Annotated in this window: 18 protein-coding genes; 13 read left to right on the forward strand and 5 right to left on the reverse strand. The window is 36.5% G+C overall.

Features of this window, described 5'->3' with window-relative positions; all coding sequences use genetic code 11:
• Window positions 1-183: 183 nt before the first annotated feature.
• Together CCK98_RS13365 and CCK98_RS13370 are read right to left on the reverse strand one after the other, a co-directional pair.
• Window positions 184-879 (reverse strand): YhcN/YlaJ family sporulation lipoprotein, encoded by a 696-nt coding sequence (locus CCK98_RS13365; RefSeq protein WP_142292151.1) that lies wholly within the window; start codon window positions 877-879, stop codon window positions 184-186.
• A 95-nt stretch (window positions 880-974) separates the two neighbouring features.
• Window positions 975-1,886, reverse strand: coding sequence for an MBL fold metallo-hydrolase (locus tag CCK98_RS13370; RefSeq protein ID WP_088087045.1), 912 nt, complete (start codon window positions 1,884-1,886; stop codon window positions 975-977).
• Between the two features lie 246 nt (window positions 1,887-2,132).
• Here CCK98_RS13370 and CCK98_RS36260 point away from each other — a divergent pair, with 246 nt between their 5' ends.
• From CCK98_RS36260 to CCK98_RS13380, 3 genes are all read left to right on the forward strand, one after another.
• On the forward strand, window positions 2,133-2,975 hold the full coding sequence (locus CCK98_RS36260; protein ID WP_256942339.1) for an amino acid permease: 843 nt from the start codon (window positions 2,133-2,135) through the stop codon (window positions 2,973-2,975).
• 5 nt (window positions 2,976-2,980) lie between these two features.
• Window positions 2,981-3,682 (forward strand): hypothetical protein, encoded by a 702-nt coding sequence (locus CCK98_RS36265; RefSeq protein ID WP_256942340.1) that lies wholly within the window; start codon window positions 2,981-2,983, stop codon window positions 3,680-3,682.
• 472 nt (window positions 3,683-4,154) lie between these two features.
• On the forward strand, window positions 4,155-4,397 hold the full coding sequence (locus tag CCK98_RS13380; RefSeq protein WP_088087046.1) for a hypothetical protein: 243 nt from the start codon (window positions 4,155-4,157) through the stop codon (window positions 4,395-4,397).
• A gap of 126 nt (window positions 4,398-4,523) precedes the next feature.
• Here CCK98_RS13380 and CCK98_RS13385 read toward each other — a convergent pair whose 3' ends face one another.
• Entirely contained in the window at window positions 4,524-4,949 is a 426-nt protein-coding gene (locus CCK98_RS13385; protein ID WP_088087047.1) for an EamA family transporter, read from the reverse strand.
• A gap of 258 nt (window positions 4,950-5,207) precedes the next feature.
• Between CCK98_RS13385 and CCK98_RS13390 the strand changes: the two genes are divergently transcribed.
• The 5 genes from CCK98_RS13390 to CCK98_RS13410 all read left to right on the forward strand — a co-directional run bounded on the left by CCK98_RS13390 (window position 5,208) and on the right by CCK98_RS13410 (window position 10,259).
• Complete coding sequence (locus CCK98_RS13390; protein ID WP_088087048.1) at window positions 5,208-5,828, forward strand: DedA family protein; 621 nt, start codon at window positions 5,208-5,210, stop codon at window positions 5,826-5,828.
• A gap of 71 nt (window positions 5,829-5,899) precedes the next feature.
• Complete coding sequence (locus tag CCK98_RS13395; protein WP_088087049.1) at window positions 5,900-7,063, forward strand: glycosyltransferase; 1,164 nt, start codon at window positions 5,900-5,902, stop codon at window positions 7,061-7,063.
• Window positions 7,064-7,114: 51 nt separating this feature from the next.
• Window positions 7,115-8,803 (forward strand): DUF6044 family protein, encoded by a 1,689-nt coding sequence (locus CCK98_RS13400; protein WP_088087050.1) that lies wholly within the window; start codon window positions 7,115-7,117, stop codon window positions 8,801-8,803.
• Between the two features lie 23 nt (window positions 8,804-8,826).
• Window positions 8,827-9,819, forward strand: coding sequence for a glycosyltransferase family 2 protein (locus tag CCK98_RS13405; RefSeq protein WP_088087051.1), 993 nt, complete (start codon window positions 8,827-8,829; stop codon window positions 9,817-9,819).
• Between the two features lie 8 nt (window positions 9,820-9,827).
• Window positions 9,828-10,259 (forward strand): GtrA family protein, encoded by a 432-nt coding sequence (locus CCK98_RS13410; protein ID WP_088087052.1) that lies wholly within the window; start codon window positions 9,828-9,830, stop codon window positions 10,257-10,259.
• 223 nt (window positions 10,260-10,482) lie between these two features.
• Here CCK98_RS13410 and CCK98_RS13415 read toward each other — a convergent pair whose 3' ends face one another.
• The gene (locus CCK98_RS13415) at window positions 10,483-10,668 is read right to left on the reverse strand and encodes a hypothetical protein (RefSeq protein WP_088087053.1); all 186 of its coding nucleotides are present in this window, start codon (window positions 10,666-10,668) and stop codon (window positions 10,483-10,485) included.
• A 540-nt stretch (window positions 10,669-11,208) separates the two neighbouring features.
• Between CCK98_RS13415 and CCK98_RS13425 the strand changes: the two genes are divergently transcribed.
• The 4 genes from CCK98_RS13425 (at window position 11,209) to CCK98_RS13440 (ending at window position 16,056) form a co-directional block, all read left to right on the forward strand.
• Window positions 11,209-11,556: a hypothetical protein gene (locus CCK98_RS13425; protein WP_088087054.1), complete on the forward strand. Its 348-nt coding sequence runs from the start codon at window positions 11,209-11,211 to the stop codon at window positions 11,554-11,556.
• A 232-nt stretch (window positions 11,557-11,788) separates the two neighbouring features.
• Complete coding sequence (gene htpG, locus CCK98_RS13430) at window positions 11,789-13,669, forward strand: molecular chaperone HtpG (protein WP_088087055.1); 1,881 nt, start codon at window positions 11,789-11,791, stop codon at window positions 13,667-13,669.
• A gap of 162 nt (window positions 13,670-13,831) precedes the next feature.
• Window positions 13,832-14,839: a DUF3231 family protein gene (locus CCK98_RS13435; protein ID WP_256942341.1), complete on the forward strand. Its 1,008-nt coding sequence runs from the start codon at window positions 13,832-13,834 to the stop codon at window positions 14,837-14,839.
• Window positions 14,840-15,072: 233 nt separating this feature from the next.
• Window positions 15,073-16,056 (forward strand): aldo/keto reductase, encoded by a 984-nt coding sequence (locus tag CCK98_RS13440; RefSeq protein ID WP_088090400.1) that lies wholly within the window; start codon window positions 15,073-15,075, stop codon window positions 16,054-16,056.
• 118 nt (window positions 16,057-16,174) lie between these two features.
• Here the strand turns inward: CCK98_RS13440 and CCK98_RS13445 are convergent, their stop codons facing one another.
• Entirely contained in the window at window positions 16,175-16,720 is a 546-nt protein-coding gene (locus CCK98_RS13445) for a TetR/AcrR family transcriptional regulator (RefSeq protein WP_088087056.1), read from the reverse strand.
• Between the two features lie 389 nt (window positions 16,721-17,109).
• Between CCK98_RS13445 and CCK98_RS13450 the strand changes: the two genes are divergently transcribed.
• Window positions 17,110-17,505: a cupin domain-containing protein gene (locus tag CCK98_RS13450; protein ID WP_088087057.1), complete on the forward strand. Its 396-nt coding sequence runs from the start codon at window positions 17,110-17,112 to the stop codon at window positions 17,503-17,505.
• Window positions 17,506-17,585 lie beyond the last annotated feature (80 nt).

Raw genomic sequence — 17,585 nt, forward strand, 5'->3', positions numbered from 1 at the left:
CCTAGAGGTTTAATTAATGGAGTATTGAAATTATTTCTTTGGGTTTCAAGGAGGACACGTCTATGTACTTCCTTCTAATAGGAAGCAAACCAACTAACATGAAATTTATCGTGAGCGGTGACTGGAGTGAACAATTCTAAAGAAAAAAAAGCTGCCGAAAATTATCCGGCAGCTGATTTGCTCTTATCTAAACATCCTGTTAACAGAATTCGTAAAATCGTTCCACAGGCCATTTCTGTTTGTTCCAGTACGAATATCATTTGAATAGTTTGTCATTTGGCCGAAAGTATCGGTATCGTAAGAAATATAAACGTTGTCAATATTTCGATCAGCTGCACGGACCTGATCGATGATTTTCTGATCAAGTTTGGTGGTAGTCACACGGGTTCCAGTTATTGTAGTTCCTCGATTATTTCTTGTTCCATTGGTAACCGTGTTGTCAAGATTGCCGGTAGTAGCATTCATATTTGTAGAGCCATTGGTACCTGTTGTACCGGAGTTATAGCCATTCCCATAAGTAGCATTCATATTTGGCCCCGTCCCAGTTGTGCCTTTATTGGCGCGGGTGCCATTTTGAAGATTATTATTTAATCGAACGGCCACATATGCATCATTATTTCGGATGATTACATGGGCTTGGTCAACTTCTTTCAGGCTTTCTACATTACTAATGGCACGACCTGAAACACGTAAATTTTGGTTCGAAACATTCCTTACGTTAACACCATTAATGGCATTGTTTCTAACATTGTTTACTCCCATATTGCCTGCATTATTGTCATTCAATGCATTGTTTTTATTATTTGCGCAACCAGTTAATCCTATTAAGGTAGTTGCTAAAACAAAAGTTACCCAACCTTTTTTCACCACAGAAGTCACTCCCCTTAAAAATGGTCTTACAAATATATAATGACCAATTAAAGTCGAACTATGCGAGTCAAAGAGCAGGTAAATTTTAAATTAGAAGACCATAACTAAAATACCGTTTCCCCAAGTAGAAGAACCGTTAACTGTTCCTTGCGCAGCTGCTGCTTTTCCCACGCACGGTTTAAACGTTCCAAGGCTTCTGGCCCCGTGTCGTCAGCTAACCGATAAGTGCCATAATGCATCGGGACGAAGTTTTTTGCCTTTAATTCAATGAATGCCTTCACACTGTCTTCTGGTGATATATGGGCTGGCGCCATGAACCATTCTGGCTCAAAGGCACCAATCGGCATAAACACCGTATCAATGGTAAATCGTTCGGCTATTTGTTTAAAACCACTAAAATAGCCGGTATCGCCAACAAAATAAAGCGTTTCTTCTCGGGTTTGAAAAATCCAGCCCCCCCAATGAGATGTATTCATATCCTTCAGCGACCTTCTTGTCCAATGTTTAGCAGGAACGAAATGAATAGTTACTCCCCCATGTTCGGCCCTCTCCCACCAATTCATTTCAATTACCTTCTGGTAGCCTTTTTTGTTAAAAAGGGACTTCATACCCGCTGGAACAAAGAATTGGGGATTCCCTGTTAATTTTTTTAAAGTGGGGAAGTCCAAATGATCGTAATGGCCGTGAGAAATTACAACCACATCAATCTCTGGCAGATCTGCTAACGAGAGGCCCGGCTCCGTTAATCTTTTTTCTAGTCCCATCCGCTTGGCCCAAACAGGGTCAGTTAGAATATTCATCCCATTCATTTGAATCAAAAAGGTGGAATGTCCAATCCAAGTATAAGAAGTCTGGCTTCTGTTTTCATTTAATTCTCTCACTTTTTTAGAAGGACACTGTTCAATATTAACCGATAAATCCTTCACTTTCTTCCTTCGTTCACTCTGCCATTTTCGCATGTCCTTAAACGATTTGTAGCTCTTCACATTATCCAAATTAGTATATACCTTCATCAATATTCACCAACTTTCTTTTGAACTTTTTTTATAACCAAATCATTGATATTTAAGTAAAGGATACCATGTATCAAAGCTTTTTTTTAACAATCATGATCAATTTAGAAAATTTGTCTTTCGTATATGGCAAACTGGGAGACCATGCAAGTCCGGCGTTTTTCCCTGTCAGAATCTTTTTGTAAAGCTGAGTAAATAATAACAGTAAACCTCAGTTTATAAAATAAATGGTAGGGGAGAAAAAGATTAATGGGGAAGAACCGCAAAGGACTGTCCGCATGGCAGCTCACCATGATGGCCTTAGGAAGTGTAATTGGCGGGTCCTTTTTTCTAGGTTCATCGGCCGCCATTCATGCAGCAGGGCCCTCAATTTTAATTTCCTATATTTTAGCAGGTGGATTGGTATATTTAATTCTATACGCCTTGTCAGAGATGACTGTAGCTAATCCTACAACAGGTTCCTTTAGTAATTTTGCATCACGAGAACTTGGAGAGGGGACTGGGTTCGTTGTTGGATGGCTGTATTGGACAGGAACCGTTTTATCCATGTCTAGCGAAGCGACAGCTATATCCATCCTAATTAGGAAATGGGTTCCCAATGTATCAATAGGTTTGCTAGGAAGTGCGATTATCATCGGTGTTACGCTGCTGAACCTTCTAGGGGCTGATAAGATTGGTAAGCTCACAAGTGGTCTTTCTGGGGTGAAAATATTTGCGATTATTTTTTTCATCCTTACGGCATTAGTACTAATTTTCGGAGTACTTCCAGGGTCCCCGCCGGTTGGTGCTGGAGAGTTGAGGACAGATCCAATCATGCCAGGAGGAATAAAGGGGATTGCCGGAAGCATGCTCCTCGTGATTTTTGCCTATGCAGGTTTTGAAATCATTGGATTAGCCGCGACGGAAGCAGAGAATCCGCGAGATACGATTCCAAAAGCCATTCGTTATACGATGTTTTCATTGGTTGGATTGTATATTCTCTATGCTGCGGTCCTACTGCCATTCATCCCAACAGCATCATTAAATGAAAGCGTGAGTCCGATGGTGGCCCGCTTGAGAGATGGGGAATCGGTTGGGCTTGGCGGGCCATAAATATAGTGTTAATTTCGGCCATTCTTTCTGCCATGCTGTCATGCATATTTGGTCTAGGGCGAATGATCAGGTCACTAAGAGATGAAGGGCATGCGCCGAAATGGCTTCAGGATGATCAGCACGTACCTTATCGAGGGATTTTATTTTCTGGATTTGCGATGTTTGTAGGATTAGGTTTTGGGCTCTTGTTTCCGAGAGTTTACTTGGTTTTAATTACCACGGGCGGCTTCGCTTTAATATTTACCTATGTTGTCAAAATGGCCAGTCCTATCCGCTTTCGCAAAAGGAAAGGCTATCCCCCAGAAGGAATTTGTCAAATGCGCGGTTATCCGTACATTTCTTGGATTGTGTTAATAAGCATGATCATAGTCCTTATGTGTATGCCGTTTATTCCAGGGCAGGGAGTTGGTTTGGTAGCAGGGATCGTAATGGTTGTCTTATATTCATTGATTTATTATGTGATTAGATTTAGCACTAGGTCCAAAGTACAAAATACGACAAGAAAAGGAAAACCTATTATGAAAAATCAACCAAGTTTTTTGACTGAATTTTCTGAGGAACTGAACGGAAATACCAATGAACAAGAAATTCTCTCGCAAAAAAACGATTCTCACAAATCACAGGATTTGCTCAAGAGCAACCCAATCAAGGATAATGACGAAATGTTTGAGGAAGAAGAGAGAGAAAGAGAACACTACGATGGATGATAGCTATCATAAGGTGCGATGCTTCTATTTAAGAAGGATTGCATTTTCTTTTTTTTAGGTGTGTGAGTAAATGAGCATCGGCGGTAAATGAAAGAGGGTTACATTGACCAAGTAAGGAAAAAATGAATAGCCGCGGTAAATGAAAGAGGGGTACATTGACCGAGTAAGGAAAAAATGAATAGCCGCGGTAAATGAAAGAGGGTTACCTTGACCGAGTAAGGAAAAAATGAATAGCCGCGGTAAATGAAAGAGGGTTACATTGACCGAGTAAGGAAAAAATGAATAGCCGCGGTAAATGAAAGAGGGTTACATTGACAAAGTAACGAAAAAATGAGCATCCCCGGTAAATGAAAGAGCGTTACATAGAAGGGTAAATTGGATAGGTTCATAATATGTTTACTTTTAGACCCATGGATTGATATGTTTCTATGCTATTGTTAATTTAACTGATAAAATCCTTGGGGGTTATTTAATGAGCTGCGATTGTACAACGAATTTAAAAGATGGAAAAGACCTAGTTGATCATGTTAAAAGTAAAGGGAAAGAAAACTTTGCACCAACTTTTGCGCACGAGATTAGCTGTGAGTGTGGAGAAACCTTTACATTAGAAACGGTTATTATGAATTGCCCAATTTGTGAAATGACTTATGCAGTAACACCTTGCGGGTCACAGGATAAAAATAATATTATGCTTGCTGGAATAAAATACGCATAATGTCATATTCATCATGAATTATGACACTATTAGATTAAGAAGATTAGGTTGCTACTGCAACCTTTTTTTTTCAGTCACCGAAAATCCTACTATAAGGAATCCTCTTTTTAGTACTAAGTTGACAAACTAATACCATGCGGTCATGATCACGCCGAGAGCAATAAGCGCTACGCCAATTCCATTTACCAAACTGAGCTTTTCCCCGAAAAAGAAAATAGCTAACAGTGTAGCAATGACAACGCTCAACTTATCAACAGTTGCTACTTGAGACACCTTGCCCACTTTTAAGGCCATAAAATAAAACAACCAAGACGTTGCACCTGCCACACCACTCAATACTATGAAGAGTAAAGTTCTCTTTTCCCCGATAATTCCCGGGATTTTACCTAAATTCCCCTCGAAAATGACCACTCCCATTAAAAAGATTGCCATTATGATGGCCCTAATGGCCGTCGCAGTGTTGGCATCAATATTTTGTAAACCTAATTTTCCAAATACGGACACCAATGCAGCTGATATAGCTGATAGTAGAGCAAATACAAGCCAGGACATATCCAATCACATCCTTCTTTTTCTATCAATCTACTGGTTCGACTTTAGGAACCCTAATCCCTCTACTTATGGGTATTTTAATTCATTTTTAATATTGCATTAATACAATTTTTAGGTTGTTGCACTATACTTTACCTGTACTCAATATATTCAAACTGTTTTGGTAAGTGATTTTCGTTATTAGAATGATACAAAGTAAAGGAGTAATCAAAAAGAAATCAACATGTGTAAATAAATAGTTCTTAAGGTAGGAATCATATGTCACATTTGGTTCAGTCCGTTTTTGATATGCTTTCAAGTCTTGGGTATTTAGGAATTGCCCTGGGATTAATGGTAGAAGTAATTCCAAGCGAAATTGTATTAGCATATGGAGGCTACTTGATTTCAATTAGGGATATTTCGTTCCCAGGAGCCGTAATTGCAGGTACTATAGGTGGAATAATTGCCCAATATTTTTTGTATTGGTTAGGCCGTTATGGAGGCAGACGATTTTTAAATAAATACGGAAAATATATACTAATTCTCCCCCATCATGTTGATTTTGCAGAGCAATGGTTTAGCAAGTATGGAACAGGTGTTATATTTACCGCACGGTTCATTCCTGTTGTAAGGCATGCTATTTCCATTCCTGCTGGTATCGCAAAGATGTCCTTTGTGAAATTTACCACCTATACGATTCTTGCCATTATACCTTGGACCATCCTATTTCTTTATCTAGGAATGACTCTAGGAACGAAATGGGAACGAATTAACCAGGCAGCAAAACCATTTGTAACACCAGCTATTATTATCGCAGTTGTTGTAACTCTCGTTTATCTTTTTTTTAAATGGAAAAATAAGCGAAATGAAGCAGTTAAAGTTAGTAATGAAAATGTATAAGCATATTTTCACATTCACTAAGATTGGTAAATATTAAGAATCCTAATCACGTTTGAGGAGCTAGTATAAGTATGAATAAAAGTGCGAACGATAAAATTCTCATACTTTCAGCTAAATTTGGAGATGGACATAAACAGGTAGCAACTGCCATATTTGAAGCAATCGAATTTACCCTGCCAAATGTTGAACCGATTATTTTAGACGTTTTGGAGTGGCTTCATCCCTTCCTTTATCCTGTAAGTAATTACTTTTACAGGCGGATAATTAAAAAATTTCCTCAAGTATATAGCTATCTATATAAAAGTACACGTGAAAAAAATTCTTTCTCTGATAAATTAAATGCTTTATTAACAGTCGGTATGGGTTCGTTACTTGAAATAGTGGAAAAAATAAATCCTACCGTTGTTGTAAGCACATACCCTTTTGCTGCTAGTATTATGTCTAAATTAAAAGAACAAGGGCTAATTGATATTCCTGTCGTTACTATTATTACAGATTATACAGACCATTCTTTCTGGATTCATCCTTTTACAGATCAATATATCGTTGGGTCCAATCAGGTACGGGATCGTTTGATTTGTCTCGGAGTAGAAAATTATAAAATTAATAATACAGGGATCCCGATTTGTCAAAAGTTTTTGAAGCAACAGTCACGAGAGGTCCTCGCATCTAAATACGGTCTCAACTCTAACCAATTTACCATTCTGGTAATGGGTGGTGGAGATGGTTTTATAGGGAAAGACTTATCAAACTTTCAAGCTTTTGAAGACCTCACTTCTCAGGTGCAATTTATCATTATTTGTGGACGTAATAAGAGATTACGAAAACAAATAGAGGAGGAACTAAAGACTTCTAAGCATCATTTCCTCGTCACGGGCTTCAGCGATAGTGTAAATGAACTGATGGCAATTTCCGACCTATTAATTTCTAAACCCGGGGGCGTAACGATATCTGAAGCATTGGCTATGGAGCTTCCTTTATTAATATACAATCCCCTGCCTGGACAAGAAGAAGATAATGCCGATTATCTAGTAAATGCAGGTCTTGCAATTAAAGCTGAAAATAAAATGGAGTTAATTTCTAAAATTCATCACATGTTAGACGATTCGATCCCGTTATTATCCATCAGAAAAAAAATAAGAAAGTACCAGACAAAGTCAGCTACCTTTGATGCACTTGATGTCATTGTCCGTGCAGTCGAACTTGGGAGAGAAGAACAAACAGTGGTTGTTTAAATAGATGATTAATAGCTCAGTTAACGAAGAATTTATAAATGCGGTGAAAAAATGTGTAATTTTCAAAAAAACTTAAGTCAAGAGAAAAAACATTTATATCTAGCAATACTGCTCATGATTTTATATGTATCGCCGTTATTCATTTTAGGCGAAAACGCCCATATAAGGGTTCATGATAATCTAGATTCTAACATTGCCTGGTATAAAGTGTTGAAGGATAGTGGCCAATTGTTTGGCGGGATCAATAGTACTCTCCCGCAAATTATTAATGGCCTGCCTAGAAATGCCTTTGGTACGGAGTTCAGTGGGATACAATGGCTGCATAACCTGTTTCCCTCGATGCTTGCGTATTCTATAAGCCAAACTATCACAAGAGTGTTTGCCTTTTTAGGCATGTATCTTCTTCTAAAGAATCATTTTGTAAAAGAAAAAGAGGCTTACCCTATCCGTGTTTGGGTATCGGTGGCTTTTGCCCTGACCCCATTTTGGCCGTCCGGTATGCTTAGTACTTTGGGAATGCCACTTGCATTATGGGCTTTTTTGAATATTAGAGAGGGTAAACATACCTGGAAAGAGTGGCTCACTCTTATATTGTTACCTTTCTATTCTAGTTTAGTGTTAGGATTTTTCTTCTTTTTATTTTTCATGGGATTGCTATGGTTAAGAGATTTTCTCGTAAAAAGAAAAAGCAATTGGCTCTTCTTTTCCAGTATCGCACTAATGACAGTTATTTATTTACTGATAGAGTATCGACTTGTTTACTCGTTAGTGTTTCCTGATGCACCAACCAGCAGAAATGATTTTGTTAGTTCAAAACTTGGCTTTTGGCGCACCATTCGATTAGTTTTTAAAAACTATTTTTTAGGCCATACACATGTATTAACACTTCACACCTTAGTAATCGTCCCTCTTTCTTTTCTAGTTCTATGGATGTTGATAAATAAAAAAAGAGACTGGTTAGAAAATCGCTATCTTTATCTTTTCCTGTTTAATATCGTTTTATCCGTTTGGTATGCTTTTTGGTTTTATAAAGGCTGGGAGCCGCTAAAGGAACGTGTCTCTCTTCTAAATACATTCAACTTTGCAAGATTTCATTTCCTAAGACCTTTAATTATTTATCTTATGTTTGCAGTTGGTTCCTATTTACTTTGGAGGTTCGGAAAGAATTGGCGGAGATTTGTTAAAATATGTCTCATTGTTCAGATTTTAGTCTTGTTTGCAGCAAATGATGAAATTGTCTACAGAAGTGCTGGAAAGCCCTCTGTAAAGCAATTCTATGCGACAAGCCAATTTCATGAAATTAAAAAATATATCGGTAAACCACAAAGTAGTTACAGGGTGGCAAGTATAGGACTCCACCCAGCGATTGCTCAATATAATGGTTTTTATACACTTGATACCTATAATAATTTCTATCCCTTAGCTTATAAACGAGAGTTTCGGAAAATTATTTCGAAAGAATTAGATAAAAGTCCTACCTTGAAGGAATACTTCGATGAATGGGGCGGCAGATGTTATCTTTTTGTCGCAAAATTAGGAAAAAAATATGATTTTAAAAAAGATTCAAAGGTAAAGATCGACCATTTACAACTTAATACAAAAGTATTTAAAAAGATGGGCGGACAATATATCTTCTCAGCAGTCCCTATCTTAAATACGGATGAAAATGGACTTGTATTCAAAAAGGCCTTTGTGCAAAGAGATTCTGCTTGGAAAATTTACCTTTACCAAGTCAAATAATGTGGTTACAGGAGTGATTCCAAATGAATAAACCGGTGCTAACAATAGTGGTCCCTTGTTTTAATGAAGAAGAAGTATTAGCTGAAACGTCGGCACAATTATCTTCTGTTTTATTTGAATTAATGGAGGAGTCGCTTATTTCAATAGACAGCAAGATCCTCTTTGTGGACGATGGCAGCAGGGATCGGACCTGGGAATTAATTGAAGTGGAAAATGAAAGAAATCCAAATATAAGAGGATTGAAGCTTGCTAGAAATGTTGGTCATCAAAATGCACTCTTAGCTGGATTAGAGATAGCCTCTAAGCAATCGGATTGTGTCATTTCAATCGATGCGGATTTGCAGGATGACATTAAGGTCATCCATCAATTTATTGAAAAGTTTTGGGAAGGACAGGATATTGTCTATGGTGTAAGGGATAGCCGAGAGTCGGATACGTATTTTAAGCGGACAACTGCTTTAGGTTTTTATCGGATGATGGAAAGAATGGGGATTAAACTTGTCCCAAACCATGCAGATTTTCGTCTTATGAGTAAACGTGCTTTAGATGAGCTATTAAAATATAAAGAAACAAACTTATTTCTTCGTGGACTTGTTCCACTTGTTGGTTATAAATCCACAAAGGTCTACTATGACAGAAAAGAGAGATTTGCTGGAGAATCAAAATACCCACTAAAGAAAATGCTTGCCTTCGCATTTGATGGAATGACATCCTTTAGTGTCGCCCCGATTCGATTTGTCACATTTATTGGATTTTTGGCAGTGTTAATAAGTGCAATAGCAGAGGGCTATGCGATAACCCAAGAAATATTAGGTCATACCGAATCCGGATGGACTTCTTTAATTATTTCCATTTGGTTTGTTGGAGGTTTACAAATGTTAGGTATTGGTATTATTGGAGAATATATCGGTAAAATCTATCATGAGGTAAAAAGACGGCCAAGATATGCCGTTGAAAAAGACTTATACTCGCGTTTATTAGTGGAACAACTGCAAAAGGCAGCAGTTGAAAAATAGGAGAAGCTATGAAATATTCATTCGTTCGCTTTATTATAGTAGGAATTGTTAATACGGTGGTTGGGTTATCCGTTATGTATCTTCTTTTACATCTACTTGGACAGTCCTATTGGATCGCCACTTTTGTTGGCAATTCGATTGGAGCCTTTGTTAGTTTTATTTTAAATAGAAATTTTACGTTCAAAAGCAAGGATTCAGTCTCAAAGAGTGCTATCCGCTTTATTGTTGTTATCTTGGGCTGCTATTTCATTTCTTATGAAATTGGAAGAAGTTTTGTCGAATGGATTCTAAACAAAAATGAGTTCTTCAGTCCGTTTTTTAAAACCGATATCTCAGTCCTAATAGGCACCTGTTTGTACACGCTGTTAAACTATTTTGGGCAAAAGCTGTTTGTGTTTTCAAAAAAGGATACCGTCATATTCAGTACTGATTCAAAATAAATAAGAAAAAGAGGAGAATTTTAAATGAGTTATTCAGGGGATATACAAAATCCATCGAGTATGTATCTTTTTTCATTTTAGAATCTCCTTTCAATCAGTTTTGGATTGTAAATCTTCCTTTAATAAATATTGATTGCAAAAATTTTGAATTTATTTTAGGACCTGGCTAACATTTAATTGAAAGAGGAAAAGCACTCGTATAGAGTGCTTTCCATAACCATATTTACTTACTGAACAAACTTCTAACTCCTTTATAAATTAAGACGAGTGAGAAGATTAGAACAGTTAGTATACCGATGATATCAGTGATTGGGGAAACGCTTTCAAGAAATGAATCAGCTAAAGGAACTCTAATAAGTGCGAAACCAGATAAAATTGTAGCAAGTAATAAAAAAATTCGATTATCCATTTGGTTTACCCTCCTTCCGATGTGATTGATAAAATATATGTCAATATCGTTACGAATATGTCAATTACGTAAAAACTAATTACAAAAGAAATGTGTAGAAGTGAAATGATTTTAGAAATAAGGAAGAAGAATGGATCAGTACCACTCAATTTAGGTCTAAATGTAAAATTGACATAATATTTTCATAAATTGCACATTTAAAAAGTCAAGTAATATGATATGTTATACAAAAATAGTTCCCAAAATGGTAGGTGTGAAATTGGCTAACTTTTATGATAAATTACCGCTCGATGTACTTGTACAATTTCTTTATCATATTAATAAAAAAATTGAAAATGCCATACTGTCCAAATCGTTGAACTATGAAATTGAACTCATCAATAAATGCGTAAATAAAAAAGGATTAAGTATTACAGAATTAGATAAATACTTAATTAAATAGTTGGTTTTTAATTAAAATGAGAGTTGGGTTTGCTGCCTTTTTTCATATTCACATTAGGGAGAAAAGCGTATTAATATGCTGAAGTTCGGAGGTTAACCATGTTTATTAAAACCTTAGAAAATACAGAAGTTAGCTCAGTCATTTTTATTAGAGATTATTTGCAGTTTTATTTTGAAGGTGAACAGATTAATGGAACCTTGACTACATATTCATTGCCAGTTTCTGTCGTGAATGGCCGATATTTTGAAAGCGCCTCGTTAGGATATCGAGATTCTTTATGTTCTCTTATTAACCATCAAGTAAAGAAGTCGAAAATTATTAGTGATCAAAATATTGTTTTAAAATTCGATAATGATGATAGGTTAGAGGTTTCATTAAAAAAAGAAGATCGTAGTGGTCATGAGGCAGCAATGCTCCGGGTCAATAACGAGATTGCAGTTTGGTAAAAACGCACTTCATAAAACGGAAGAATAAGCTGCCTTTATTGGTGGCTTTTTTTCACTTTGTTAAAAGATTTGTGAAATAAAAATAGATACTTATTGACACGACAACGTGAAATATGATATTTAAATATATGGATTAGCACTCGGGTGGAGAGAGTGCTAATAGGTGCTGATTTACTTTTTAGACAATCCTAAATCAGTTTTTACATATTAAGAAATGAAAGGGGCTTTTTCTATGTCGAAGATACAATTTAAAGCAGAATCTAAACGATTACTAGAGATGATGATTAACTCCATTTATACTCACAAAGAGGTATTTTTAAGAGAGTTAATTTCGAATGCAAGTGACGCCATTGATAAAATTTATTACAAAGCCTTAACTGACGATGCTTTAAGTTTTGACCAATCCAATTATTATATTAAATTGGAAGCTGACAAAGAAAACCGTACACTTAAGATTATCGATACAGGGATCGGGATGACCAAAGAAGAACTGGAAACAAATCTTGGGACGATTGCCAAAAGTGGTTCCCTAGCATTTAAAAAGGAAAACGAATTAAAAGATGGCTATGACATTATCGGTCAGTTTGGAGTAGGTTTTTATGCTGCTTTTATGGTTGCTGATGTAGTTACTGTGATTAGTAAAAATTTAGATAGCGATGAGGCTTTTAAATGGGAATCCACAGGTGCTGATGGATATACGATTGAGCAGGTAGAAAAAGATTCAGTTGGGACAGAAATTATTTTAAAGATTAAAGAAAATAGTGAAGATGAAAACTATGATGAGTATCTAGAGGAATATCGCTTAAAAGCGATTATCAAGAAATATTCAGATTTCATCCGTTATCCAATCAAAATGGATGTTACCAACAGAAGACTCAAGGAAGGCAGTGAGTCCGAATACGAGGATTATCAAGAAGAAGAAATTATCAATAGCATGGTTCCGATTTGGAAAAAAAATAAGAGCGAGCTTACCGATGCAGATTACGAGAACTTTTATAAAGAAAAACGCTACGGTTTTGACAAGCCAATTAAACATATCCATATCAGTGTTGAAGGGACCATTAGATATAATTCAATCCTATATATTCCTGGAAAAACTCCGTTCGATTTCTATTCGAAAGAATTTGAAAAGGGATTAGAACTTTATTCCAATGGGGTTCTGATCATGGAAAAATGTGCTGACTTGCTTCCAGACCATTTCAGTTTCGTTAAAGGGATGGTCGATTCCGAAGATTTATCTCTTAACATTTCAAGAGAAATGCTGCAGCATGATCGCCAATTGAAGCTGATCGCTAAAAACATTAACAAAAACATCAAAAGCGAATTACTAAGCCTTCAAAGAAAAGAACGAGAAAAGTATGAAGAATTTTATCAATCCTTCGGTCGTCAGTTAAAGTACGGAGTTTATAATGACTTTGGTGCAAACAAAGAATTATTACAGGACCTGATCATGTTCTATTCTTCTAAAGAGAAGAAACTAGTTACATTAGATGAGTATGTATCAAGGATGCCAGAAAATCAAAAATATATTTATTACGCTTCCGGTGAATCGATTGAACGAATTGAAAAATTACCACAGGCTGAATTCGTTTCTGAACAAGGCTATGAAATTCTTTATTTCACTGAGGATATCGATGAGTTCGCAATCAAAATGTTAATGACCTACAAAGAAAAAGAATTCAAGTCGATCTCAAGTGGTGACCTGGGTATCGAAGGGGAAGAAAACAAGGACGATTCCGAATCAACAGAGACGGAAAACAAAGAGCTCTTTGACTATATGAAAACCATTTTAGCGGATAAAGTGAAGGATGTAAGGATTTCAAAAAGGTTAAAGTCCCACCCGGTCTGCCTGGCAACTGAAGGGGACATATCGATTGAAATGGAAAAAATTCTTGCTGCGATGCCGAATAACCAAAATATCAAAGCGGATAAGGTCTTAGAAATCAATAACAATCACGAAGTCTTCCAATCATTAAAAGAAGCATTTGAAAACGATAAATCAAAATTAGATCTCTATACCAAGTTATTATACAATCAAGCACTATTGATTGAAGGATTACCAATCAGTGACCCAGTAGAATTTACGAATGATATTTGTAAAATAATGGTGTAATATTCTATTGAACTGGCCGTTCTCGCACAAAAGTGAGGGCGGCTTTTTTAATTTCTCCTTGGTTTATCGAAATGGTTCGACTACCGAGACAAGAATCCGAATCATTATCAATTTTATTGGGAATTCTAATGATGTGAAAACTTTTAATGGAGTTGAAAATTATTGGAACATCATTCCCCAAAAATAACCTCGGCGGAAATTTCTATGTTATGGAGTACATACATTGGTGATACAATGGCAATTTGTATTCTAAATCATTTTTTACAAACTTGCGAAGACCATGACATTAAACCTATTATTGAATTCGCTCTAAAATCTGCACATGACCATATCCAACAAATATCTGAATTATTTACTTTAGAAGGTATTCCTCTTCCGAATGGATTTGGAAAACAAGATGTAAATTTAGAGGCAAAAAAGCTCTTTTCTGATGTAACTTATATGCGTTATCTACATCATATGGGGAGAACAGGATTAAATACATATAGCTTGGCTAAATCCATTTCAGCGAGAGAAGATGTTCGTAACTTATTTAAGTTGTTTTATGACCAAACGGAAACGCTATATGACAGAAATACAAAATTGATGCAGGAAAAAGGCGTGTTTATACGTTCCCCTTATCTTTCATATCCAGAAAAAGTGGAATATATTACGGAGAGATCATTTCTTGGAGGTCTTATAGGTCACCGTCGTCCATTGCTTGCAATGGAAGTTGCTCATTGTGGTATTAATATAGAGGTGGCAAACGTAGGTAAAACGATGCTATTAGGATTTAGTCAAGTAGCACAGTCAAAAAAAATAAGTGACTATTTTAAAGAAGGATATGATCTAGGGAAGAAAATGGTAGAAGATTTTATGATAAAATTAAAAGAGGACGATAATTCTTATCCCTCTACATGGGATTCAACTATTACCAATAGCACGGATGCTCCTTTTTCTGATAAATTGATGTTATTTCATACTAATGTACAAAGTGCTATTGGGATTGGAGACTTCGGTCTTGCCATTGCCGCCTCACTTCGGAAAGATTTAGCCCTTACTTATGAAAAATACCTTCTAAAGGTAGGTTCATATGCGGAAGAGGGGACAAAAATTATGATCGATCATGGATGGTTTGAAAAACCTCCACAATCGATAGATAGAGAAGCAATTCGAAATCAAAATAGATAATGAAAGTTTTATCTGGTTTGGGCTGCATTGGAGACACTTTTCATTATTTACTTCTCATATAGGAGGTAGTGGGTTGATTTTTTTTCCTTACAATTTTAAAAGATAATGAACAATTTTAATGGTTTTGTTTAGTAATACACAAATTCCGTATATTTAACAATTGAATGTGCTTTCCTTCTGGTTATAATAGGAAATAGTTAACTATGTTATTTAAGAAAGAGAGGACAAATCAATTGGATTATATGAAACTTGGAAATACTGGTTTGGATGTATCTCGGCTTTGCCTTGGCTGTATGGGTTTTGGTGTAGCTGAGAGATGGGTACATCCTTGGGTAATAGGTGAGGAACAAACTCGTCCTATTATTAAAAAAGCTCTTGAGTTAGGACTCAATTTTTTTGATACAGCGAATGTATACTCAGATGGAACAAGCGAAGAGATTGTTGGAAAAATTTTAAAGGAATATACCAATCGAGATGAAATCGTTCTTGCAACAAAAGTATATTTCCCTATGCATGAAGGTCCAAATGGAAAAGGTCTTTCTCGAAAGCATATTATGAGTGAAATTGACAAGAGTCTTAAACGGCTAGGGACAGATTATGTCGATCTATATCAAATACACCGGTGGGATTATAATACACCTATTGAAGAGACAATGGAAGCATTGCATGATGTTGTGAAGGCTGGTAAGGTAAGATACATTGGTGCTTCTGCTATTTTGGCATGGCAGTTCCTAAAAGCAAACCATGTTGCTGAAAAAAATGGTTGGACGCGGTTTGTATCCATGCAGAATCACTTAAACCTTTTGTATCGTGAAGAGGAACGTGAGATGCTGCCGTTATGTAAGGAAGAAAAAATCGGTGTGATTCCGTATAGCCCGCTTGCTTCAGGAAGATTGACGCGTGATTGGGCAGAAACAACGCATCGTTCCGAAACGGACCAAGTTCAGAAGTCTAAATATGATGCTACTGCTGATACGGACAGATTGATCGCAAAGCAGGTTGCTGCCATTGCCGAAAAACGCGGCGTACCTCGCGCCCAAATTGCACTTGCTTGGTTGCTGCAAAAGGAACCGGTAGCAGCTCCTATTATTGGGGCTACAAAAATATCGCATCTTGAAGATGCAGTACCAGCTCTTTCAATCAAGCTAACACCTGAAGAAATAGCATCACTAGAGGAACCATATGTACCGCACCCAGTAGTTGGTCCCTTAGTTTAGTTCAATACGAGCTATACATAGTGTTTTAATGGTGTACATGATAACAAAAACCATAACATTAAAGAAACGGAACTCCTTTAGGAGCAGTGTGCCAACGTGCCAACACTGCTCTGTTTTTTTATAAATTCCTATCTAATAAAATCCCTACTTGTTCTGCCATCACACGAGGGGTATAAGGCATTCCGTTGTTGAACCACCATTCCACTAGCCCTACGTAAGAGGTGACAATAAATTGAAGAATAACATCTTCATTTAATCCTTGATTTTTTCCTTTTGCTACATCCACTTCATCTTTAAATTCTTCGATGAGAAATTCAAGGAACTGACTACGAAATGAAGGGGCTCCTTTACTGGCTAACATCGTGGAAAAGAATAAATAATGATTTTCAAGGTATTCGAACCAAGGGAGATTTGCATCTATATAATCCAATTCAGATGCCGATTCACATATCTCCCGTAGTTTTTCAATATGTTCTGCAATGAGCTTATCCAGTAGATCATATTTATCCGTGTAATGAAGATAGATCGTTCCCCGGCTAACATTGGCCCTGTCGGAAATATCTTGTATTGTAATGTCATCAAAATTTTGTTCGGACATCAATTCAATAACTGCTTTTTTAATCGCTTCTTGGCTTTTGGCTATTCTTCTATCCACTTTAGACATTGTGAGGGTCACCAAACTTTCATAAAGATAATTAACAATTTAAATTGATTTGTTCATTACTTAACAAAACGTGTTTATTTAACCATTGTAAGTATTTTGTATCTGATTATAATTATATACAGATGTTCATTAATTTATCAATGTTTATTATGTTAACATCTTGATGTGGGAAAATCGAATAATGTGTATTCAAAATTTTTAGTATTACCAAGTACGTCTCTCTTCATGGCGGGGAACTGCTTGCACACCGTATCGCAATGTCGCTGACAGGCAGTACAGTCATGCTGGTACTAGCGATGGATTGTCGTTATTTCAGGGGTAATACACTTGGATAGGAAAAATCAAAGTTAAAACAACTATAATAATCAAAAGAAAGTAGGCATTAAAATATGGCAAATGAACAATTAAGCAATAGCACCATCTTTCCATTGGGACAAAAAGTAGAATCAAACTTTATTGGTGATGCATTTTTACAAATGGTGTTTACCGATCCAACGCCACTAAATGCACCAATCGGGAATGTAACCTTTGCTCCAGGAGCTCGTAATAACTGGCATTCTCATAAAGTTGGACAAGTTTTGTTAGTTACTGGTGGTGAGGGTTGGTATCAAGAAGAAGGAAAACCAGCTCAATTACTCAAAACGGGTGATGTGGTGAATATTCCTCCGAATATGAAACATTGGCATGGTGCAACAAAAGACAGTTGGTTTGTACACTTAGCAATTACACCAGGAGAAACGGATTGGTTTGAATCTGTAGATGATGAATGGTTTAATACGTTGTAAAACTAACGCATCGAGTCAGTTGACTAGGGGGCGTTAATTAAAGCGAACGTGCTTCGATTGTAAAAAAAACGGATGATTTT

The sequence above is a fragment of the Bacillus sp. OV166 genome, from assembly GCF_900177675.1.
Classification (GTDB): domain Bacteria; phylum Bacillota; class Bacilli; order Bacillales; family Cytobacillaceae; genus Neobacillus.